General features: G+C 43.2%; 18 protein-coding genes, 1 tRNA gene and 1 pseudogene. 11 read left to right on the forward strand and 9 right to left on the reverse strand.

Going from position 1 to position 21351, the window contains the following annotated elements; translation table 11 throughout:
• Nucleotides 1–224 precede the first annotated feature (224 nt).
• Nucleotides 225–611 (forward strand): DUF2358 domain-containing protein, encoded by a 387-nt coding sequence (locus tag ACE1AQ_RS22210; protein ID WP_008202463.1) that lies wholly within the window; start codon nucleotides 225–227, stop codon nucleotides 609–611.
• 9 nt (nucleotides 612–620) lie between these two features.
• On the opposite strand, the gene ACE1AQ_RS22215 is transcribed toward ACE1AQ_RS22210, so the two are convergent.
• Entirely contained in the window at nucleotides 621–2033 is a 1413-nt protein-coding gene (locus ACE1AQ_RS22215) for a DUF697 domain-containing protein (protein WP_110545378.1), read from the reverse strand.
• A 177-nt stretch (nucleotides 2034–2210) separates the two neighbouring features.
• Between ACE1AQ_RS22215 and rpmG the strand changes: the two genes are divergently transcribed.
• From rpmG to ACE1AQ_RS22260, 9 genes are all read left to right on the forward strand, one after another.
• Nucleotides 2211–2405 (forward strand): 50S ribosomal protein L33, encoded by a 195-nt coding sequence (rpmG, locus tag ACE1AQ_RS22220; protein WP_002734724.1) that lies wholly within the window; start codon nucleotides 2211–2213, stop codon nucleotides 2403–2405.
• Between the two features lie 40 nt (nucleotides 2406–2445).
• On the forward strand, nucleotides 2446–2661 hold the full coding sequence (gene rpsR, locus ACE1AQ_RS22225) for a 30S ribosomal protein S18 (protein WP_002770735.1): 216 nt from the start codon (nucleotides 2446–2448) through the stop codon (nucleotides 2659–2661).
• A gap of 395 nt (nucleotides 2662–3056) precedes the next feature.
• Nucleotides 3057–5285: a GAF domain-containing protein gene (locus ACE1AQ_RS22230; protein ID WP_110545383.1), complete on the forward strand. Its 2229-nt coding sequence runs from the start codon at nucleotides 3057–3059 to the stop codon at nucleotides 5283–5285.
• Nucleotides 5286–5361: 76 nt separating this feature from the next.
• Nucleotides 5362–5434, forward strand: a tRNA-Phe gene (locus ACE1AQ_RS22235).
• A gap of 255 nt (nucleotides 5435–5689) precedes the next feature.
• Nucleotides 5690–6433: a HEAT repeat domain-containing protein gene (locus ACE1AQ_RS22240; protein ID WP_008202453.1), complete on the forward strand. Its 744-nt coding sequence runs from the start codon at nucleotides 5690–5692 to the stop codon at nucleotides 6431–6433.
• Nucleotides 6417–7034, forward strand: a complete 618-nt coding sequence (locus ACE1AQ_RS22245; protein ID WP_008202451.1) for a flavin prenyltransferase UbiX — start codon at nucleotides 6417–6419, stop codon at nucleotides 7032–7034. Before ACE1AQ_RS22240 ends, ACE1AQ_RS22245 begins: the two co-directional genes overlap by 17 nt.
• Before the next feature lie 397 nt (nucleotides 7035–7431).
• Entirely contained in the window at nucleotides 7432–8046 is a 615-nt protein-coding gene (locus ACE1AQ_RS22250) for a hypothetical protein (RefSeq protein WP_110545385.1), read from the forward strand.
• A 136-nt stretch (nucleotides 8047–8182) separates the two neighbouring features.
• On the forward strand, nucleotides 8183–8707 hold the full coding sequence (gene ilvN / locus ACE1AQ_RS22255; RefSeq protein ID WP_002743360.1) for an acetolactate synthase small subunit: 525 nt from the start codon (nucleotides 8183–8185) through the stop codon (nucleotides 8705–8707).
• 259 nt (nucleotides 8708–8966) lie between these two features.
• Nucleotides 8967–11219, forward strand: coding sequence for a PBP1A family penicillin-binding protein (locus tag ACE1AQ_RS22260; RefSeq protein ID WP_110545387.1), 2253 nt, complete (start codon nucleotides 8967–8969; stop codon nucleotides 11217–11219).
• Nucleotides 11220–11413: 194 nt separating this feature from the next.
• On the opposite strand, the gene ACE1AQ_RS22265 is transcribed toward ACE1AQ_RS22260, so the two are convergent.
• The 3 genes from ACE1AQ_RS22265 to ACE1AQ_RS22275 all read right to left on the reverse strand — a co-directional run bounded on the left by ACE1AQ_RS22265 (nucleotide 11414) and on the right by ACE1AQ_RS22275 (nucleotide 14367).
• On the reverse strand, nucleotides 11414–12415 hold the full coding sequence (locus ACE1AQ_RS22265) for a calcium-binding protein (RefSeq protein ID WP_110545390.1): 1002 nt from the start codon (nucleotides 12413–12415) through the stop codon (nucleotides 11414–11416).
• Between the two features lie 132 nt (nucleotides 12416–12547).
• Nucleotides 12548–13084: a CDP-diacylglycerol--glycerol-3-phosphate 3-phosphatidyltransferase gene (gene pgsA / locus ACE1AQ_RS22270; protein WP_008204624.1), complete on the reverse strand. Its 537-nt coding sequence runs from the start codon at nucleotides 13082–13084 to the stop codon at nucleotides 12548–12550.
• A gap of 188 nt (nucleotides 13085–13272) precedes the next feature.
• Nucleotides 13273–14367: an acyl-CoA desaturase gene (locus ACE1AQ_RS22275; protein ID WP_149979812.1), complete on the reverse strand. Its 1095-nt coding sequence runs from the start codon at nucleotides 14365–14367 to the stop codon at nucleotides 13273–13275.
• A gap of 244 nt (nucleotides 14368–14611) precedes the next feature.
• Between ACE1AQ_RS22275 and ACE1AQ_RS22280 the strand changes: the two genes are divergently transcribed.
• On the forward strand, nucleotides 14612–14785 hold the full coding sequence (locus ACE1AQ_RS22280; RefSeq protein ID WP_253860466.1) for a hypothetical protein: 174 nt from the start codon (nucleotides 14612–14614) through the stop codon (nucleotides 14783–14785).
• 72 nt (nucleotides 14786–14857) lie between these two features.
• Here ACE1AQ_RS22280 and ltrA read toward each other — a convergent pair whose 3' ends face one another.
• The 5 genes and pseudogenes from ltrA to ACE1AQ_RS22305 form a co-directional block, all read right to left on the reverse strand.
• The gene (gene ltrA / locus ACE1AQ_RS22285; protein WP_253257802.1) at nucleotides 14858–16630 is read right to left on the reverse strand and encodes a group II intron reverse transcriptase/maturase; all 1773 of its coding nucleotides are present in this window, start codon (nucleotides 16628–16630) and stop codon (nucleotides 14858–14860) included.
• A 1244-nt stretch (nucleotides 16631–17874) separates the two neighbouring features.
• Nucleotides 17875–19131, reverse strand: coding sequence for a glycosyltransferase family 4 protein (locus ACE1AQ_RS22290; protein WP_008202425.1), 1257 nt, complete (start codon nucleotides 19129–19131; stop codon nucleotides 17875–17877).
• Nucleotides 19128–19850, reverse strand: coding sequence for an FkbM family methyltransferase (locus ACE1AQ_RS22295; RefSeq protein ID WP_110546073.1), 723 nt, complete (start codon nucleotides 19848–19850; stop codon nucleotides 19128–19130). Before ACE1AQ_RS22295 ends, ACE1AQ_RS22290 begins: the two co-directional genes overlap by 4 nt.
• Before the next feature lie 57 nt (nucleotides 19851–19907).
• Nucleotides 19908–20732 carry a methyltransferase domain-containing protein gene (locus tag ACE1AQ_RS22300; protein WP_110546074.1) on the reverse strand — a complete coding sequence of 275 codons (825 nt, stop codon included), beginning with the start codon at nucleotides 20730–20732 and terminating at the stop codon, nucleotides 19908–19910.
• 106 nt (nucleotides 20733–20838) lie between these two features.
• A pseudogene (locus ACE1AQ_RS22305) lies at nucleotides 20839–21351 on the reverse strand (IS630-like element ISMae24 family transposase); the annotation flags it as partial.

Raw genomic sequence — 21351 nt, forward strand, 5'->3', positions numbered from 1 at the left:
CAGCTTTGGTGGGTAAAATGTATTCTAAGATACATTTCTCAAGAGCGAGGGGGTGGAACGAACCACAAAGACACAAAGGACACAAAGATCGATCGATCCTATGTCAATTAAACTTATCACACAGAACCTAGAAGAGCCCTAATTTTGCTTAGGTACTTAATAGTTAACAGTGACCCCTCAGCAGCGAAAAAAGACAATAGCTATCGGGAATAATTGGGTATTTTATGGATATTATCGCTATTTTGCAGCAAGATTATCAAAGATTTCCCCTCGATCAAACCTATGATATTTATGCTGATGACGTTTATTTTCAAGACCCTCTCAATCAATTTCGGGGGATTAAACGCTATCGGGAAATGATTGGTTTTATGGGTCAATGGTTCCAAGCTATCAAGATGGATGTCCACGCAATTGAACAGCAGGGAAATATTATTAATACCCGTTGGACATTGCACTGGATAACTCCTTTACCTTGGCGGCCTCGCATCGCTATTTCTGGACGCAGTGAATTAACTCTCGATGACAATAATCTGATTATTTCTCATATCGATTATTGGGATTGTTCACGCTGGGATGTGCTGCGTCAGCATTTATCTTTTCCCAGTTCTTAACTACATTTTTTAACCAGAAAATGCCGACCAACGAGCGCTCGTTTGCTTGACAAAATCCTGTAAAAATGCTAGGCGTTGATTTTGTTCCCAGACCTGTTTAACTTTATTCTGCAAACTCGTCCAATTCCAATCATTATTCAATTGCTCGTTAATTTCCTGTTCTTGGAAATATTCAATTAAACTTAAACCGGCTAAACGAGTTAGATAGGCTGCCCCGATTCCCTGTACTGTACCACCGGCGATATAAGTAATCGCATTTCCCTTGAGAATTGTTCCCAATGCCTGAGTTGTCACCTCTACCATACCCAATTGTACCATCATTTTCCCCAGGGTAGTCATAGCTGTTTTTGCTTGTTCAAGGGACATTTTTTGTTGATAAATTGCCCCTAAATCCACTAACATTTGAGCGTTAGTAGCTGCTGCTAAAACTAAATCTAGGGCCGCAAGAGGATTAGCAAAAGTGGCAGTAGCGGCTATCCATTGGTATTGTTCGATAACAGGTAAAGCCTTTTTGCGTCGGGATTGATTGAGTAATTGTTTGGTTTCCTTGGCTAATTCTAGCGCTTGTCTCCAGATAGTTCCGAGAACTAATTCCTGCTTTTCTTGTTCGATAATTTGTCGGAGATGATTATCTAAAGGATCGATAACCACGGTTTGGGGTTCCGTCCATTCCTTGATTTCTCCATTGCTTTGATGTTGACGAACTTTTAGGGGTTCAGGGGCAGCAGCTATGGCTAAAATATGATGAGCGGGAATAGTTTCTTTTAGTCTTTGTTTCAGGGAAAGGAGTATTTCTTCTCTGGTTTCGGCAGGTAAACGATCCTGTTTATTCAGTAACAGAATAACACGCTGGTGCATTCGATCGAATTGCTGGAGGATTTGCCATTCGGAATCGGTTAAATCCCCATTGATCAGATACAAAACTAAGTCAGCTGCTAGGGCCTTTTTCTGGTTAGCGGTGGAGTCGAGAGTTAGAAGCGGTTCCGTTTCCAGAAAAGCGATAGATTCCCCAAAGTTGCCGCTTTCTAGTAGTTTTTTTAAGGCAGTTTTACCAGTTTTTCTCGCACCGGTAATGGCAATTTTCAGGTCTTGGCGACTAAATTCTTGATTTAATTGGGTTAAAGTGGTTTTGAGAGGGGTTAAGTCTTGATCGGGGTCTTCTTTGGCCAGATAATTAATTATCTGCTCGGCCTTGCCAATCCCTTGTTTAACCTTTTCTAGACTCAGGGGACTGGGGGGGGAAAAATCGGTTTTCGCATTGGGTTTTTGCCAAAACCAGATACCGGCACCAACAGCAATCGCACCGAAAATACCCCAGGAACCAATTTCGCTCACTGTACTATTGAGACTTTCCCCCAGGGTGAAAGCAATGGTAATACCTATCCCCGTCACTAAAATCGGTTTACCCAATCTTACCGTCATTTTTCCTGATCCTCGCCAACTGCTCTGATTATTCTAGCTTTTTTGTGCTGGATTTCATCCCCAACTCAACTTTTTAGCCGACAGTTCCCCTGGTTCGTCCAGGCTGCTCTTGCCTAAAAGGCCCCAGATATGTCATAATGATCGATTGCGTGTAAATTTACCCGATCCCCTGTTGTTATGGCTAGTAAAAAAGGCGTTCGCCTAATCATCACTGTAGAATGCACGGAATGCCGCAGTAATCCCGATAAGCGTACCCCCGGCGTTTCTCGCTACACCACCAGCAAAAACCGTCGCAATACCACCGGCAGACTGGAAATCAAGAAATACTGTCCCCACTGCAATAAGCACACCGTCCACAAGGAAATTAAGTAAACACACTTTAGTTAAAAAGTCAAGCAATCTTTACAAATCTATGAGCTACTATCGTAAACGTCTTTCTCCCATCTCCCCCAGTCAACCGATTGACTACAAAGACACCGAACTCCTCCGCAAATTTATCACCGAACGCGGCAAAATTTTGCCGAGACGTATCACTGGTTTAACTTCTAAACAACAGCGAGATTTAACGGAAGCGGTAAAACGGGCCCGTTTAATGGCTTTATTGCCTTTTGTCAACCAAGAAGCCTAAATTCAGTGATCAGTAATCAGTAATCAGTGAACAGTGATCGCTGAAAATAACACATATAAGTAATAGGACAAAATTAACTTCTTGGTGAGGATAGGCACTCATGGAAGAAGTAATTGGATATGTGTAATTAATTGTATCTAGCTACTTAACTTAAAACTTAAACCTGATAACTGATAACTGGTCACTGATAACTGATAACTGATCACTGATAACTGATAACTGATCTCAGTATATTGGGGTTGCTTTCTCGTTTTTGCAAAGAAATATATCGGAATCGGCAGCGGATCGGAAAATTCGTGCGAGGATCTTAAGAAATTGTTAAATACCTCTAGGAGTAGCCGACGATTTTGTGATTATCGATCCAAATCCACCAATTAGCACAAGGGGAGGCTCTTATGGAAAAGCAGCCATCAGCAATCGATACCGAGTTAGATGGACAGCCACAAGAGGAGGATTCCGAGCAGTTTCTGCGTAGTATATTCAATTCCGTACAAGCGTCGATTTTTGTGGTGGACGTGCTGGAAAATAGAGACTTTCGCTATGTGGGAGCAAACCCCGTTCATGAACGCTGGACAGGATTGCGCTCATCAGAGATTAAAGGAAAAACCCCCGAACAAATCCTTCCCCCCGATGATGCGCGTAGTGTGCGGCAACACTACAGTGATTGTGTGCGTTACGGAACGACTATTTCCTACGAACAGTATTTACCTTTTCAAAATATACCCTACTGGTGGCTAACGACTCTAACACCCCTACGGGATGACAATGGCTGCATCTATCGTTTAGTGGGAACCAGTACCAATATCACCGAACGCAAACAGGCCGAAGAAGCTTTAAGATTACAAGCAGAACAGGAACAACTACTGGGGGTAATGCAGGAAAGAATCCGGCAATCGTTGGATCTTGATCGCATTTTGCAAAGAACCGTTAAAGAAGTGCGACAATTTCTTAACTGCGATCGAGTGTTAATTTATCGTTTATTCCCCGATCGTAGTGGCATGATTGTGGTGGAATCCCATACTGGGAGGATTAATTCTGTCTTAGGAAACAGGATATTAGATCCCTGTTTTAATTTATCCCCAGAACGTCTGGAAAATTATCGCCGTGGCAGGATTCAAGTGATTGAAAATGTCCATAATTCGGGACTTGATCCCTGTTATCGCAACTTACTCACCTCTTTACAAGTACAGGCTAACCTGGTGGTGCCGATTATCTGCGATAACCAACTCTGGGGGTTACTAATTGCCCAAAATTGCCAAAAAACTCGCCCTTGGCAATCCCAAGAAATCGATCTGCTCAAACAATTAGCCATTCAAGTGGGAATTGCCATTCAACAAGCAGAACTACACCAACGGGTAAAATGCTTGAATACTGCTCTAGAATCGGAGGTTCAGCAAAGAACCGCCGAATTGCAGATGACTTTGAAGTATGAAGCATTAATCGGACGGATTACCGAAAAAATTCGCGATAGTCTCGATGAAAATCATATTTTGCAAACTACCACTAGGGAATTAGTGCAGGTTTTACCCGTAGAACGGGCCCAAATTGAGCTTTATGATCCCAGTCGCAGCAAAGCCACCATTGTCCACGAATATACCAATCAAGAGCTTATCTGTCAGGGAATTACTCGTCAAATTAGCGATTTTCCCGAAATCTATCAACCGCTGCTGCACAAACAAATTTTACAATTTGTCGATCATCTTCCCCTTGACAATCGGCAAATTTGTCGTGTTAACCGTTGCGCTTGTGCTATCTTTGATGATCAGGGCTTTTTGGGCAATCTTTGGCTAATTCGACCGGCTAATCAGATTTTTAACTCCTTAGAAACTAATTTGATTCAACATATTGCCACCGAATGTGCGATCGCTATTCGACAGGCGCGACTTTACGAATCTTCCCAAGCACAAGTGCGGGAATTAGAAAAACTGGAAAGATTAAAAAGCGAATTCCTGAAAACCCTTTCCCATGAACTGCGAACCCCGATTACCAGCATTCGTCTAGCGGTGGAAACCCTAGAAAGTCTCCTAGAATATCAAGGAATCGAGATCGATCCAGAGGATTCGATCGGTCAACTGTTGCAAATTCTTAACATTGAATCTCAACGTCAGAGCAAGTTAGTTAATGATCTGTTGACTTTAACCTATCTGGATGCGGAAAGCGAACCCCCAGCGATCGAAGCGATCGACTTACTTTCTTGGCTACCCTTATTAGTGGAACCTTTTCGCACTCTCACCCGCGAGCGACAACAGCAGTTAATTGTAGATATAGATGGGGACATACCGGAGATTAATACCAGTCTGTGTGATATCGAGCGCATCATAGCGGAATTACTAACCAATGCTTCCAAATATACCCCAGAACAAGGGATAATTAGGGTAGATGTCTGGCGTGCGGACGAGCAAATATTAATTAGTGTGAGTAATTCAGGTGTAGAAATCGCCCCAGAAGAGTTATCAAAGATATTCGCCCCTTTTTATCGCATTCCTCACCAAGATCCCTGGCGCTACAGTGGCACGGGTTTGGGTTTAGCTTTGGTCCGCCAACTGATTAAACCCCTGAATGCCACCATCGATGTCACCAGTGCCAATGCTGTCACCACTTTTACCCTCACCTTGCCAATCTAGTCGAGCGGAAAACTTTTTAGAAAAAAACCTTGCAATTATTTCGAGGGCGTGCTATATTAAGAAAGGACTGAAAAAAGCCGAGATAGCTCAGTTGGTAGAGCAGAGGACTGAAAATCCTCGTGTCCGCGGTTCAAATCCGCGTCTTGGCATCGGAAAAACAATAAAATTAGCCCTGTATTTACTTCCTATTCTGCTAGGTTTTGTAAATGCAAGAATAGGCGGTGAGAATGCGTCTTAGCTTATCAGTGATGATAGGGGATGCCTATCTTCGCTCGGATTTGGATCTTCAGTTCACTGATAACTGATAACTGATAACTGATAACTGATAAGTCTCCCCAACCCGCAACTACTTTTTGATTTTGGGCTTGACGTAAGCGGTCACGGATTAAGATAATCTAACAAGTATGTACGACAATGAAATCCTAGACTCTAGCAACTCCTTAAATAATCCTCTCGATGGGAGCGATCCGAATCAAGCAGCGGAAATCCCCCCCGATCCGGAGGAAATGCTCTCATTGCTTACTTCTGCTCATCTGAGCGAGAGGATGATCGCGGCCCGCGCCTTTTGTGAATTGCGTGACGAAAGAGCGATCGCCCCGTTACTGGAGATGTTAAACGATGTCTGTCCCCTAGTGCGTGTCAGTGTCGCCTACGCTTTGGGCAGAAATCCCAGTCTTAGCGCCGTGGAGCCTTTAATCGATTTACTGGCCAGAGATTGGAATGGTTACGTCAGAAAAGGGGTAGTTTGGGCCCTGGGTAACTGTGGTGATCGCAGAGCGATCAATCCTTTGGTTCACGCTCTCAAAACCGATATTTCGGCGGTGCGATTATGGGCCGCCAGTAGTTTGGCCCAGATTGCCAAGGTCAATTATGAAGATATCATCACCGTGTTGCCGCCTTTAATTGAAGGATTGCGCCGAGATTTAATCGCAGCCGTGCGGAGTAATTGCGCTTGGTCGATCGGTCAATTATGCCGAGAATTGCCCTTCAATGTGATTTATGCCACGGCGATCGATGCTTTAATCGAGGCCTTGGTGGAAGATGAGGATTTAGGTGTCAAGGAGGATGCGAGAGGTGCTTTATTAAAAGTGGGCGACCCAAGAGGATTACAATTGATCGAGGAATTAGAGCTTGAAGGAATTATCTAAACCGCTAATTTTGGGCGTTACGGGGGCATCAGGGCTGATTTATGCCGTGCGTACCCTCAAATATCTACTTTTAGCCGACTACACGATCGATCTAGTGGCTTCCAAATCAGCTTACACTGTCTGGCAAGCGGAAGATCAGACGCGGATGCCTCCAGAACCAGAGCTGCAAGAACAATTTTGGCGCAGCCAATGTGGGGTGATGGAAGGGGGAAAACTACGCTGTCATCGTTGGGGTGATGTGGGGGCAACGATCGCCAGTGGTTCCTATCGCACCCTTGGCATGGTAATTATTCCCTGTAGCATGAGTACAGTGGCCAAATTAGCGGGGGGATTAAGTTCCGATTTGCTAGAAAGAGCGGCCGATGTGCAGATTAAGGAGGGCAGAAAATTGGTTTTAGTACCGCGAGAAACCCCCTTTAGTTTAATTCATCTGCGTAATTTAACCACTTTAGCTGAGGCCGGCGTTAGAATTGTGCCAGCAATACCGGCATGGTATCACCATCCCCAATCGATCGAGGATTTGGTCGATTTTGTCATCGCTCGTACTCTCGATCAGTTAGATATCGATTGTGTGGCCATTAATCGCTGGCAAGGACATTGACAGTTATCAGTGATCAGTTATCAGTTATCAGTGGATAGTGGACAGTGGTTAGTGGGAAAGCATCTCATTTATGCAAGTGAGTAATTATACTTATCCATAAAACTGGTTTCTAGCAAGACTTTCAAAATAGCTTGACATAAAAACCTGATTTAGGGGTTACAAAGGTGAGATGCTCCCGTGGTTAGTTAGTGGTTAGGGACCTGCGCTTTGATAATGTACCTTTTGGGCGAATGCAGTTCGCCCCTACATTGTGGACAAAATCCGTTACTGTAGGGGCGCAAAGCTTGCGCCCTCCGATCGATTGGGATATTATTCCCACGCAAGTCCCTTAGTGATTGATCACTGATCACTGTTTACTGATCACTGTTTACTGATCACTGAATCAAGGGAGGTAAAAATGGGCTGGATAATGGTCTTATTTGCGATCGCTGTAGGCGGATTACTGATCTGGCAGAATCTGACGGTGATCACTTTGGTCTTTTTTGGCGGTATGATGACGGTAAAACTGCCCCTAGCGGTCTGGGTGTTACTTTTCACCCTAGCGGGAATTATCAGTGGTTTAACCCTGCAATTTCTCTATAGTTTTGGTAGTCCTTTGGCTGCCCCAAAAGCCTCCCCTCGTATAGCGAATAATCCTACAGTCCCACCCCCATCTCCCCGACCTAGCTATATTCAAGATACTGCTGCTTCTGCACGGGGTAACGATTGGGAAAGAGAGAGCGGTGATGATTGGAATTTTGATCCACCCCCCGAACAACCGACCACCATTCAGGATCGGGAAGAATTCTCGACTAGGCTTGCCGATGAGGAAAAAGCAAATTTTGTCAAGCCTCCAAGTGACAGTTCTAAAACTGGCACGGTTTATTCTTATAGTTACCGCACAGCCAAACAGACTCGCGGGGAAAAGGCCGATCAAGTGTACGATGTCAATTATCGGATTATTACGCCCCCCGCCCAGGATCAAAACCAAGATCGGGAGGTAAACAAAGGGGATGACGAGGATTGGATTTAACTTTCCCTTCGACGTAGCTCAGGGCCAGGACAGAGTAGAGGTTCCTTCCTACCCAAATCCCTCCGAGAAGACAAACTGTTGTGGCCTTGCCTCCTGTCTTACAATGGGGAAATCTAGGTTGTGTAGATAGATCGCCATGAAACACACATTATCCGTATTAGTTGAAGATGAAGCAGGAGTCTTAACCCGTATTGCTGGATTGTTTGCCCGTCGGGGCTTTAATATTGAAAGTCTGGCCGTGGGTCCTGCCGAACAGATGGGAGTTTCTCGGATTACGATGGTAGTACCAGGAGACGAGGACAGTATCGAACAGTTAACCAAACAACTTTACAAGTTAATTAACGTCCTCAAGGTGCAGGATATCACCCAAACCCCTTGTGTGGAAAGGGAATTAATGCTGATTAAAGTTAATGCTACCGCCGAGCGCCGGGCCGAAGTGATCGAATTAGCGCAGGTATTCCGGGCGCGAATTGTGGATATTTCCGAGGAAACCCTGACCATCGAAGTGGTGGGGGATCCGGGTAAAATGGTGGCGATTATGCAAATGCTGAATAAATTTGGCGTTCGCGAGGTGGCCCGTACCGGTAAAATTGCTCTGATTCGCGAGTCGGGAGTCAATACGGAATACCTGAAAGCTTTAGAGGCTAAAATGGCAATTTAGGGATATTGGGAGTGAATTGGGGTGTTAGGGTTTTAGGGTGTTAGGGTTTTAGGGTGTTAGGGTTTTAGGGTGTTGGGGTGATGGGGTGTTAGGGTGGTCACTGCGTGCGCGTTGCGGGGGGTGTTAGGGTGTTGGGGTTTTAGTTGAAATTCCCCATTCCCCCACTTGCCACTACCCCATTCCCCCACAACCCCATTCCCCCACAACCCCATTCCCCCACTTGCCTCTTGCCTCCAGAAGCTGATAACTGATAAAAACTATGTCTAACCAGTCGCCGAAAACCCAAATTAGTCAACTTGTCACCGTTGCCGTGCAGAAATTGCAAGGAAAGGTGAATTTTCAGGCGGTAAATCTCAAAAAAGGGGCTAGAGTTCCCGAATTACGCCTTAAAAACGAGAATGGCAGCGGGGAAAGCAAATATCCCCTTATTGGCGATCGCTATTTGTTAGGCCGCAGTTCCAGTTCCTGTGATATTACTATCCGTAATACCGTGGTCAGTCAGATTCATTGTTCCCTACAGCGTGACCCGAAAAATCCCCATAATTTCCTGCTCACAGATGAAAACTCCACTAACGGGGTTTATATGGGTAAACGTCGTCTGAAAAGCGTTTCCCTGCGTCATGGTGATACCTTTACCCTGGCCCCTCCAGACTTAGCCAATTGTGTCACCATCTCCTATTACTGTCCCCCTCCTCTGTGGGTGCGACTTTTGCGCTATGGTTTCTATGGTGCGGGGGGTATTTTCGGTTTATTAGTTTTAGCGGTTATCTGGGAAAGTCGCAAAGTTAATGTTTATCCACTCCCTTCCGGGGTGAGAGGTCCGGTGGTCGTCTATGCTAGGGATGGTCAAACTCCCCTCAATCCCATTCGACAGGAAACTCACCAAGAATTAGATAATCTGGGGGATTTTTCACCCTATTTGCCCAAGGCGGTTGTCGCTTCCGAAGATAGTCGTTTTTACTGGCATTTTGGCGTTGATCCTTTGGGGATTGTCCGGGCTGTTATGATTAATTGGCAAGGTCGGGGCATTCGTCAAGGGGCCAGTACCCTGACTCAACAGTTAGCGCGTAGTTTATTCCCCGAAGTCGGTCGCCAAAATACTGCCGATCGCAAACTCCGGGAGGCTGTGGTCGCTTTACAATTAGAAGCGGTGTATAGTAAGGATGAAATCCTCAAAACCTATCTCAATCGAGTTTATCTCGGTTTGGCCGGCTACGGTTTTGAAGACGCGGCCCGCTTTTATTTTGATAAATCCGCTAGAGATTTAGATATCTCCGAGGCTGCCACCCTTGTGGCTATGTTACCCGCCCCGAATTTATTTAATCCCATTCAAGATTATGACACTTCCGTACAATTACGCAATCGTGTCATCGATCGCATGGCCCAATTAAGGATGATTTCCCCGGAAGCGGCGGCCAGCGCCCGCAGATCTCGCATTGAAATCAGTCCCCAAGCCAAAAAATCCCTATCTAGTACGATTGCACCATATTTTTATAGTTACGTTTTCGAGGAATTACAGGACCTTTTAGGAGAGGAAGTGGCCAAAGAGGGCAATTTTATTGTTGAAACCAGTTTAGACCGCCGGCTACAGGCGATCGCAGAAAAAAGTTTAAAAAATAATGTCCTAAAGCAAGGACCCCGCTATCGATACTCCCAAGGGGCTTTAGTTACTTTAAACAGTCAAACCGGGGAAATTCTCGCTTTAGTCGGGGGAGTTGATTATCAAAAAAGCCAATTTAACCGCGCTATCCAAGCTAAACGTCAACCCGGTTCCACTTTTAAGGTATTTGCTTATGCTGCCGCCCTGGAAAAGGGAATATCGCCCTATAAAATCTATACCTGCGCGGGACTCTCTTGGCAAGGACAGGCCTATTCTCCCTGTGAACGCAGTAGCGGGGGGGTCAATATGTTTCAAGGTTTAGCGCAATCGGAAAATAGCGTCGCCCTTCGCATTGCTCGCGAGGCAGGATTAAGTAATGTGGTCAATGTGGCGGAACGTTTGGGGGTGAAATCACCTTTAAATCCTGTACCGGGGCTAATTTTAGGGCAAAGCGAGGTAAATGTCTTAGAAATGACCGGCGCTTATGGGGTTTTTGACCATGGTGGGCGCTGGAATCGTCCCCACGCTATTAAACGCATTCTCGACGCTTCCGACTGTAAAAATGTGGAGGATTTGAGTACCTGTCGGGTTATTTATGACTATGGCGAGGATAGCGAGAGAAATCAGCAGGTAATCTCCCCTAAAACCGCCGAAACGATGAATAGCCTCTTGCGGGGGGTGATAACTAATGGTACGGGAGGTGCTGCCAGTGTTGGCATGGGAGAAGCGGGTAAAACGGGAACTACTAATAATTATGTGGATCTCTGGTTTATCGGTTATCTTCCCCGTCGCGACTGGGTGACAGGCATTTGGTTAGGTAATGATAATAATTCTCCCACTGCGGGCAGTAGTCAACAGGCAGCGAAGTTATGGGGCGATTATCACCGTCAGTTAATCACCACAGAAAACTAATGCCAATGGCTCTGAAGCTCAGACCCATTTTAACCGTCTATCCTTAAGATTAGTGGAATCCCCCCAACCCCCCCGACATCGGGGGGTCTTGCCTCTTGCCTCATCTCAACTAACAATTTATAAATGGTTCACAGTAATAAGGGTGTCTTAGCCCTAGCTAATACACCCAGTATCTGTGTATTCAAACAAGGAAATTAAATGAAGGCGAAGTTAGCAGCAGTTAAACCGGTTGTAAGCGAGTTAGTGCCACCAATTGTTGCAATGACAGTGTTACCACTTGACCAGTTACCATCAGCGTCATACAAGAACTGCCTTGCACCGGCATTGGTGGCTAAGGCAAAACGAGCAGAACCAGAGGTAACCGTTTGAATAGTAGCCAGAAGACCAACAAAAATAACATTGTTAGCCTCGCCGTTTGAAGGCGAAGTATCAATAACTGCCGTCGTATTTGCTGCTGGAGCGCCTGTGTAAGCACTAGAGGTAATGGCTAAGACGTCGGGTCCATTAGTGCCAGTGAGAACAAAGCCTGGTATTGAGTCAGTGCCTTCATTGGTAAATACAAAGGTATCCTTGAGCCCTCCACCATTTAGGATATCGTCTCCCGCGCCACCAATTAGGGTATCGGTTCCCGCTGCACCACTTAGGCTATCGTTTCCCCCTCCACCACTTAGGATATCGTTTCCCAGAAGACCACTTAGGGTATCGGCTCCTGCGCCACCGGTGAGAGTATCGTTGAAGCTACTGCCTGTAATGAAATAGGAATTGGTGAGGGGGAATTGTTGGATGGTAGTTGCGGGGAATGTGGCTGTGGCTGGTGGTACAGTTATAATGTCGATGGTTCGCGTACCTGCGGCTTTCGTGTAGGAATTAGTGCCGACGGTTAGTGTATGAGTGCCGCCAACCGTAGATCTAACAAAAGTATTGGTATCTGCTGGCAGGTTAAGGGTCGTAGTAAAGGAGAAATCGTTCCCCACAAGGGTTGCACTAACACCACTGGTCGTTCCGTTGAATAATCTCCAAACCGAATCGCCGTTATTGAAAACACCAATGGACGTGAGATTATAGGTACCAGGGTCTGTTGTCGCTATGGAAATAGTGCCAGTAGGATAGGTTTCCAGGAACTGGGCAACCGTTCCACCAACAGCGAAGTTAATACCAAAGGTGGAAAGAGCAAAAGATATATTAGTGGTGGTCATAGTTTTTTCTTTGAATGATGTGTTTGAACTTGAAGAGTTTGACAGTCCCTCCCCGATCATTATACATCAGGGAAAAAAATGCAACCGTGTTTGCCTGGTTTGTTGCCTGAATTGTTGCTAATGGTCAGGTTTTTAAGAATTTTGGGTTAATTTTTGGCTGGGTATGACGTAAATCACTCCAGAAATTAAAGTTAATGTCACCGATAGCCAGAAAACGATCTGAGCAATTAAATTATATTCAGAAGGCAAGGGAGCAATTAAGAGAGCGATAGCGATAATTTGGCTGACTGTTTTGCTTTTTCCCCACCAATTAGCCCCTTTTATGTCGCTATTTCCCGTTAAACTCGGATTAATGCGCCAACCAGCGATCGCTAATTCGCGAGCGAGAATCAAAAATACTCCCCAGGCAGCAATTAAATCCATTTCAATGAGAGCTAAGAGGGGAGCGAGAACCAGCAATTTATCGACCAAAGGATCGAGAAATTTACCTAATTCGGTGATTTGATTGAATTTTCGCGCTAGATAACCATCGAGCCAATCGGTGCTGGCAGCAATCAGAAAGATAATTAAACTTAACCAGCGATCGATTTCTGTGCCTTGGTGCAACCAGTACAAAATTAATGGCAGTCCCAAGAGTCGCGATAGGGTAATCGAGTTGGGTAGGTTCATTTTTCAGTGATCAGTAAACAGTAATCAGTGACCAGTAAATAGTGATCAGTAAACAGTAAACAGTACACAGTACACAGTACACAGTACACAGGTATAAAGATAAAGATAAAGATAACTAACTAACTAACTAACTAATTAACTTAAAACTTACATCTGATAACTGATAACTGATAACTGATAACTGATATTTAGCTGGCTAATTTGAGATCGAAATTACTTTGTTTATTGCCTAATTGTCTGAGCCAACGATAATTATAAGCCAAAGCACCTGCTAGGGTGGGATAAACGGCATAATTAACGTCAAATTCTTGGCAAACTTCCGCTAAGATCGGGGCAATTTTGGGGTAGTGAATATGGCAAATTTGCGGGAAAAGATGGTGAACTACTTGATAATTTAATCCCCCCAAATACCAATTTAAAAAGGCATTTTTAGGAGCAAAATCTACGGTCGTTCGCACTTGAAATATCGCCCATTCGTCTTCGATTTGATTAGCTGCCGAAGGTTGAATAAATTCGGCGGGTTCCAAAACGTGAGCTAACATAAATACATGACAGGCAAGCACTCCATAGGTCATAAAAGCGATGAGAAAACCGAGCGCTATTTCTAGGGGACTATAACCAACTAAGAGAGGAATGCCAATAAACCAAAAGAGATAGACAACTTTTCCGCTCAATAAAACGAATAGATCGATCGGTTTAGGATTGGGAATTTTAATCCCGCCAAAACGATGACTAAGGAAGATGGAGCGCACATCGGAGAATGACCAATAGATAGGAATTACAGCGTAGAGAATCGGGATAAATAAATGTTGATAACGATGATACCATTTATGCTCGGCATGGGGAGTCATTCGCACGATACCATCGCCGTGAATTTCCACATCGTACCCTAAAACATTGGTATAGGTATGATGGAGATAATTATGACGAAAACGCCAGAGATAACTGGAAGCACCGATGATATAATCGTAGGTCATGCCAAGGAGAGAATTAACCCATTTTTTACTAGAATAGCCGCCATGGTTAGCATCATGACCGATACTAAAACCAATCCCTGCTAATCCTGCTCCTAAAACCATACAACCGATAATTTTTAGCCACCAGATATCCGGACCAAAAAGCACAAACAGCCAAGCGGCAATTACCCAAGTTAAAATCGTGATCGTCTTCAGGTACATGGCAAAATTATCTCTGGTGGGGATGCCGTTTTCGGTAAAATAAGCATCAACCCGTTTATTCAATTCCTTTCTAAAACCCTGATTTTCGGTAAAAGTTACTCGCATTCCTATTTTTGTCCTAGAAGTTGGTATGACGGCAATTTGTGGCAGCTCAGAGTGAATTTAGGAGTCTTTTACTGGCTTGCTAAGGCTGTCTCACTATAACTGATCGTTTCTCATCAGTCCTTCATCCATTGTCAGAGAAAGAGGTGCGCTTGACAAGGGAATCGCTCAATTTATTTGCTCCTCTTGCAGAAAACCCTCGGTTTTTACCTAATCAGATAGCAGATACCTGTAGCTGGTGATAGAGATGAGCGTTAGCTACTTTTGTACTACTATTCAAGCCGTGGAAGGCGATCAAGTTTTCTGGTGCGAAGTGCCACAATTAAGAGGAGCGATCAATGCGATCGCTGGAAGGGTGGCCAAGGATGAAGCGGTGTATCTTGATCTGTGGCAATGGTTACAGAATAAGTCTAAATATTAGGGGTCGAGAAGGTCGTCACCGACCTCCCCTCCCATTCAGAACCGTGCATGAGACTTTCGCCTCACACGGCTCCTAGTTTGACTGTTCCCTTGTTAAGGATACAGCTTGACTTCCTTTGGTTAACCTTGTATTATCTAGTTTGACTTCTGAAGTTGTCAAACCAGATGGATTTAGGCTTCCATCAGATGCCGATTTATCATCGTGGCAGTGGCGGTGTAGTAATTGAAGGTTCTTATATTCATCCTTTCCGCCTAAGCTTAGAGGGTGAATGTGGTCAACTTCAATTAAATCCGATGGGGTGAAATACTGCCCACATCGGCTACACTTGCCTTGTTGCTTCTTAAGTAGTTTGGCTACTCTTGTCGGTGTGTCGATTGCTTGTCCTCGTCTGGTCGCCCAGTAAGTCCAATTTCCGTCATAAGGTGAGGCTTCGGGGCGTACTAGGGTATGTCTGACAATTGGTGTCCAGTTATGTTTCCATAGATAGAGACCGTCTTTGGTTTGAAATAGCCAAGATTCATGTCTTTCTTTCCCATTGCTAAGTTTAACTGTACCCGGTCTAAAGTAGTTTCTCAGCTTTTCGTAGTCCGCTTTACCGCATCTTGATATTGTCCATGCCCTTAACATTAACCAGATTGTGTAGTCTAGTTTATTGAAGGTATCTGTGGATACTACTCCTGAGTAGTAGTTAGCCCATCCTCTAATGATTGGGTTTAGGTGACTAATCAGGGCTGACTGAGGTGCTGTTTTGTGTTTTTTGATTACACCTTTAATCGCTTCTGTATGGGCTTTAACTGCTTTTTGGCTAGGTTTAATATGTGTTAGGAATGTTTTGGATATTTCTTTACATATTTTCCCTGCTTTGTATTTTCCTGCTGGGTATTGCCTGATATTGAATACTAGGAAATCAAAACCGGGTTTTTCAGTTTTCCCATTGTACTCAATGGGTTTGAGTGTATGACACACTCTGGTTTTTTCTGGTTTGAGTTCTAATCCTATCGGTTTTAACCATTCGGAAATAGCAGTTTTGCACTGTTCAATGATTTCGAGTGAAGGTGAAATCACTACGAAGTCATCTGCGTATCTTATTAATACAGCTTGATTTGTTTTATCACTCTTTTTGGGGAATAGTGTTTCAATCAACCTTGCCATTCCATCCAGTGCGATGTTAGCAAGTAGTGGACTTATTACCCCTCCTTGTGGTGTCCCTGTTTCTGTTTCTTCAAATACGCCGTTATCCAATACTCCTGCTTTGAGCCATTGTTTTATGTCTCTTTTCAGGGAACTTGGACAATGAATTTTTGACAGTAAAAATTTGTGATTAATTCGGTCAAAACACTTGGCAATATCAGCATCTAATACGAAGTAGTTACTTTTATTAATGCTGAGGTATATCCTCGATATTGCATCATGGGCAGACCTTCCCGGTCGGAAACCATAGCTGGTTCCTTCCATTTTTGACTCCCATTCTGGTTCAAGTGCCGATTTAATCAACGCTTGTCTAGCTCTGTCTTTGATGGTTGGTATTCCTAATGGGCGTTTTTCATCCCTGCCGGGTTTAGGAATCCATACCCTTCTTAGCGGTTTTGCTTTAAGTGTTCCCTTGATTTCTTCGGTTAGATTTAGCCTTTGTTCAGGGGATATTGCTATCACTCCATCGACACCTGCTGTTTTCTTTCCTTGATTATCTTGGGTTACTTTGCGAACTGCTAATAGACGAGCGTAGTACGATTTCACCAATAGACGTTGCAACCTTCTGACCTTTGCATCCTGTCCCGATTTAGCTGCTTGGTATATTCTCTTTTGGAGCTTGAAAACATATCTCTGGATTTTACCCCAGTTGATAGCTTTCCATACATTCGTAGTCTTAGTGGTTTTCGGTTTCCCGAACCCTTTACCTTTTCAAGGGTTTCGTCATATAGACTCCTACTAGACTCTATCCTTACATTCAAACCGTAACCCGTCAGCATATCCTAACTATTACCGTTAGGCGTTGGCTTTTGGTTACATCTCACACCCTTGAAGGCTTGCGCTTACACTTATCACTACTGGGTATTTCGACCAATACTCAGAGCCTAAAAGGGCTTATCACGTTCCGTTTATATGGGCATTCCATCTTTAGATTTGTCCTTTCCATCGGGGTACTTTTAAAGGTCTGTGTAAGTGAGTAAGCGAATTTCTTACTTTTCCCCTTGTTCTTTTGAACGCAGTGTATCAACCTATTTCACTACTCAATGGTTACGATGGTTCAGGTCAGACATTCGGCTCACGCCTAATCATGGATGGTTGGCAGTGGTCTCGATTCTGGTGTTAGGTTACACCTCGGAGCCTTTCCGTTCCCCGCTTCAGTCCCAGAGTTGTGACTTCTGAATCTGGGGGTGGCTATCGCCGTTACTCTCACCTTTGTAACAATTGTGAATAATTGTTGCAAAGTGTATTGACCTTGAGTCCCCTTGCCTAGTTTGGTATCGTGTTGATACTCAACGTTGGGACATATAAACAGTTATAAGGTCTTCAGGGGACTGAATACCTTACTAGGCGGTTATTTCAGTCATTTCAGCCCTATTTCATGCCTAAACGTTTCGCACCACTCCTCTATAGTAACTCAAAGGGTCTAGGAAAATGTTGGACTAGTAATGGTGTCACGCCCCTTGGATTTATTTAGTCAATTTGGCTCTTCGGGAATTGTTATGCAAATAATTAACTTAAAATAAAATTCGATGAGAGTGCCTACGCTCAAAAATGGCTAAAATTCATACAGGGAAAGACTTGAGGCACAAACACATTAATCCCAAAAGATAGACAATCGAGTTAAGATTTGATACAATAGCCAAAAACCAGAGTATTTTACTTATGATACTTGACAAATTTGTTTCTTCGGTTTGTCTTATGCAACGGACAGGATTATAAGAGATGAAACCCTCATGGAGAAAGATATTTGGCTATTTTCGTCAATTGTTTTTGATCTAGAGCTAACTAATCAATTAAATCTCTTGCCAGATAAGGATTTAGTCGATTTATGCCCCCCCATCGAACCATACCAAGTAACGAAGAGCCGTTTTTTTGAGCATAGCTAAGACTGTTTAAGTTTACTTGGAAGATTCCAAGATTTCATTGTACAGCTTTAAATACTTAGATGCTTGAATCTCAAGAGTAAATTCTTGCTCCACTTTTTGCCTTGCCCGAATGCACAATTGGTTATACCTTTCTGTATCTTCTAATACCCAATTAATTCCGCTTGCTAAGTCTTCCACCTCGAAGGGGTGAGCCAGATAACCATTCTCTTGATGTTCGATCATATCAGGCATTCCACCAATTTTAAAGGCAACAGATGGAGTGGCACAAGCGAGAGCTTCCATGACTGTATTGGGAAGATTATCCTCAATTGAGGGAGCGACAAAAATATCGGCGGCGGCATAGACTAAAGCTAGGGAAATATCATCATTTAATCTGCCTAAATAATGAGTTTTCAAGCCAAAATCTGGCGGATTAACTGGTTCAGAGGCACCGAAGACCACTAACTCTAATTTATGCTGCCATATTTCCCATTGGCTGAGTTTTTTTATGGCAGGCAGCAGCAGATGAAACCCTTTCCGGCGATCACTTGTTGCCGTCATAGCACCAAAGAGAATAAGCTGTTTATCTTGGGGTAATCCTAAGAGATGGCGAGCAATCTTTTTCTCGATTGGTTTATAGCTTTGAATGTCTAAACCATTGGCAATTACTTCTATCCGTAAATCCTGAAATAGAGAACTATTTCTAGCACAATCAGCTAACCATTGACTGGGGGTAACAATAGTCAGATTGAGATTTTTCCACGCTTGAGCTTTTCGCCGCCAAACCCAACGAGAAATATCCCCATCTTGCTGACTTTTTAATTGGGGACAATGACCACAGGATTGGGTATAGCGATCACATTCTTCACTATAGTGACAACCACCAGTAAAAGGCCACATATCGTGAGCCGTCCAAACAAGAGGTTGCTTAAATTTGGCTAGGGTTTCAATTTGTAAAAACCCGGCATTAATCCAGTGTAAGTTAATAATATCTGGACTAATTTGGGCTACTCTAGAAACAAGGCGATCGGGAAGCCATTCGATAGAATAAGGTGTTCTCTCTCTTTGAGAATATAATGACAAGGGCAAGTGATCAACCCCAGGTATTAGTTTCGTCCATCCCTTCATTAATTTACTTGCTGGCGATAAAACAGTATAGTCATCACGAGTTTTATCACCAACTAACAGAGTCGAATCTGTACCAGTTTCCCGCAAGCCTTGATGTAAACGATAAACGGCTGCATAAGCCCCTCCTCGACCATCAGAATTACTTAGTAAACCTACTTTCATGACTTAAAAAATATCCCGTCGATTTGTAATAGTCTTCCAGTCTGTTTATCAGCAAAGTTCGGAATAATCGTATATAGATCGTAGCCAATTTCTTTCATAAACTCTAGCATATCTTCAAAGAGTATTTGCTGGTCATATAGTGGTACTAAAGACATTTCTATTTGAATCCCTTTAACTAAAGGAAGAATCTGAACAGCACCTTCAATAACTTGCTTTTCAAATCCCTGCACATCGATCTTCAAAAATATTGATTGAGTACCCTCTGTAATGTAGTCTTTGGCTAAAGTATCTAGCCGTCTCAATTGTACTATTTCAGAACCACAATAAGCCGATTCAGGAGCCGCTTGCAGATGAGAATCCAACATCGACAATACAGAGCTACTCTGACTATTCCCAGCAATATTAATGGTAATTTCACCTTCTTGGTCTCCCAAAGCAGAGCGAGGAGCAATTTCCCACAAGTTATCTTTCTTGCTAAGAGTAAGTAATTGGGAGTAGGCAGTGGATAAAGGTTCAAAGGATACTATTTTGCCTCGATAACCACAGTCTCGCAGAAAACTAGCATACTGTCCACAGTTAGCACCCACGTCAAAGATTAGCTCTATCTGATGATATTTCAGTAACCTTTCCATCAGAGCCACTTGTGAAGTATTAAGATTATATCTCTTGACTTCAAACCCTAGTTTTCTGAACAGTTTTTTAACGATATTTTTTGTCATCTTTTAGTCCTTTTAAAATTGATCAATGTTTTAAAGTTTAATTTAGTGTAATTATTTCTAGGGTTTCATCGCCTCCATAAATAAAGAGTCCGGTTTGCGAATTTTGCCCTCTATCATATCTAAACCGTAACTATTAAAATCTGGTATTCTACTATCATCAGCACGACAAACACGCACATCAATAAATCCCACTTGCTCCAGCAGCCGCTTTAAGGAATAGCGATCATACATCCAAAGATGAATTTCCCCTGAATTCCGAAATATCCCCTCTTCAAAAGATTTTTTAGCTTCATTTCCTGCCACAAGTGCTACTAGATATTTAGCTATGATAATTCTCAGTTTCTGTAAAAACCAAGCGGGACTCTTAGCCATTATTCTCTCCCTCATGGACTTTTGGTGAGCTTGAATTTCCCAAAACTTTTCCGCTTCCGCACCGATTCGATAACGGACGAAATCTTTATTATTAATACTAGGGTTTAGCAGAAAATCTTTCATTTTACCTCCGCCAACACTGCGAACAGTTTGATCATAAAGCTCCAGCATTATCCAGTCATAGTCAGGTTCCGCTTCTTTAATCCCCGAATTGACCTTTTCTAAAGTGGACAAATATTTTCTAGTTATTGCTTCGAGATCAGGTACAACTACTCTTATTATACCCTTACATTTGAGAATTCGGTAACATTCAGTCAGCAGTTTTCTTGCCTCATCTTGTTGAAAGTGTTCTAAGACATGGGAACTATAACAGGCATCAAATTCAGCATCTGGGTAGGGCAAGTTTTTGCGAATATCATATTCTCTAACTTCCGGTGAAGATGACGCTATATCAATATTCACCCAAGCGGGATGAAAGGTGGAGCCACAGCCAACATTTAATAATCTCATATTTTTACAATGTGTAAACGATTTTTTCTATAGAATTTATAATCATTCTTTTTGTTCCGAAAATATAAATCTACTGCTTTTTTAGAGCCTGAATAGTGATAAGTACCTAGGCAAAATTAATTACATACTCGCCTCCAAAATTGTCCAGCACTTTTTTAACGTAAGCGAGGAGGCTCTTTCGGTCTTTATAGGCGCTAAATTCAATCCATTCATATTTTAAAAATCTCCATAATATTTCAATTAAATTTAAATGAGGTGAATAAGTGGGCAACCAAAATATTTTCAAATTTTTCTTTTCCCATTCCTCAAGTTTCTCCATAAATGCCTCGCTGGTATGAATGGAAGCTTGGTCAATTATTATGACAGTTTTTTTCTGTATATTTTGGCAATATTTATCCAGAAAATTAATAACTATCTCGCTAGTAACCGTTCCGACCTGTGTCTCATAAAATAATTGATTATCTCGTTTCATTATTCATAAAATATTTAGTCTTTTACCTTCAATTGGTGGTAACTTTATCGTGGTTTTTTCTTCTTGCCAAGCGTCAGGAATACAAGGCTTTGAATCCCATCCCATTTCATCCAAATATCCTATCTCAATCTCTCCTCTTTTTTCCTG

Origin of the sequence: Microcystis sp. BLCC-F209 (assembly GCF_041928595.1) — a bacterium.
Lineage (GTDB): Bacteria > Cyanobacteriota > Cyanobacteriia > Cyanobacteriales > Microcystaceae > Microcystis.

Coding starts and splice junctions, on each gene's coding strand:
- ACE1AQ_RS22210 (WP_008202463.1), top strand. CDS start 225: ATGGATATTATCGCTATTTTGCAGCAAGATTATCAAAGATTTCCCCTC.
- ACE1AQ_RS22215 (WP_110545378.1), bottom strand. CDS start 2,033: ATGACGGTAAGATTGGGTAAACCGATTTTAGTGACGGGGATAGGTATT.
- rpmG (WP_002734724.1), top strand. CDS start 2,211: ATGGCTAGTAAAAAAGGCGTTCGCCTAATCATCACTGTAGAATGCACG.
- rpsR (WP_002770735.1), top strand. CDS start 2,446: ATGAGCTACTATCGTAAACGTCTTTCTCCCATCTCCCCCAGTCAACCG.
- ACE1AQ_RS22230 (WP_110545383.1), top strand. CDS start 3,057: ATGGAAAAGCAGCCATCAGCAATCGATACCGAGTTAGATGGACAGCCA.
- ACE1AQ_RS22240 (WP_008202453.1), top strand. CDS start 5,690: ATGTACGACAATGAAATCCTAGACTCTAGCAACTCCTTAAATAATCCT.
- ACE1AQ_RS22250 (WP_110545385.1), top strand. CDS start 7,432: ATGGGCTGGATAATGGTCTTATTTGCGATCGCTGTAGGCGGATTACTG.
- ilvN (WP_002743360.1), top strand. CDS start 8,183: ATGAAACACACATTATCCGTATTAGTTGAAGATGAAGCAGGAGTCTTA.
- ACE1AQ_RS22260 (WP_110545387.1), top strand. CDS start 8,967: ATGTCTAACCAGTCGCCGAAAACCCAAATTAGTCAACTTGTCACCGTT.
- ACE1AQ_RS22265 (WP_110545390.1), bottom strand. CDS start 12,415: ATGACCACCACTAATATATCTTTTGCTCTTTCCACCTTTGGTATTAAC.
- pgsA (WP_008204624.1), bottom strand. CDS start 13,084: ATGAACCTACCCAACTCGATTACCCTATCGCGACTCTTGGGACTGCCA.
- ACE1AQ_RS22275 (WP_149979812.1), bottom strand. CDS start 14,367: ATGCGAGTAACTTTTACCGAAAATCAGGGTTTTAGAAAGGAATTGAAT.
- ACE1AQ_RS22280 (WP_253860466.1), top strand. CDS start 14,612: ATGAGCGTTAGCTACTTTTGTACTACTATTCAAGCCGTGGAAGGCGAT.
- ACE1AQ_RS22290 (WP_008202425.1), bottom strand. CDS start 19,131: ATGAAAGTAGGTTTACTAAGTAATTCTGATGGTCGAGGAGGGGCTTAT.
- ACE1AQ_RS22295 (WP_110546073.1), bottom strand. CDS start 19,850: ATGACAAAAAATATCGTTAAAAAACTGTTCAGAAAACTAGGGTTTGAA.
- ACE1AQ_RS22300 (WP_110546074.1), bottom strand. CDS start 20,732: ATGAGATTATTAAATGTTGGCTGTGGCTCCACCTTTCATCCCGCTTGG.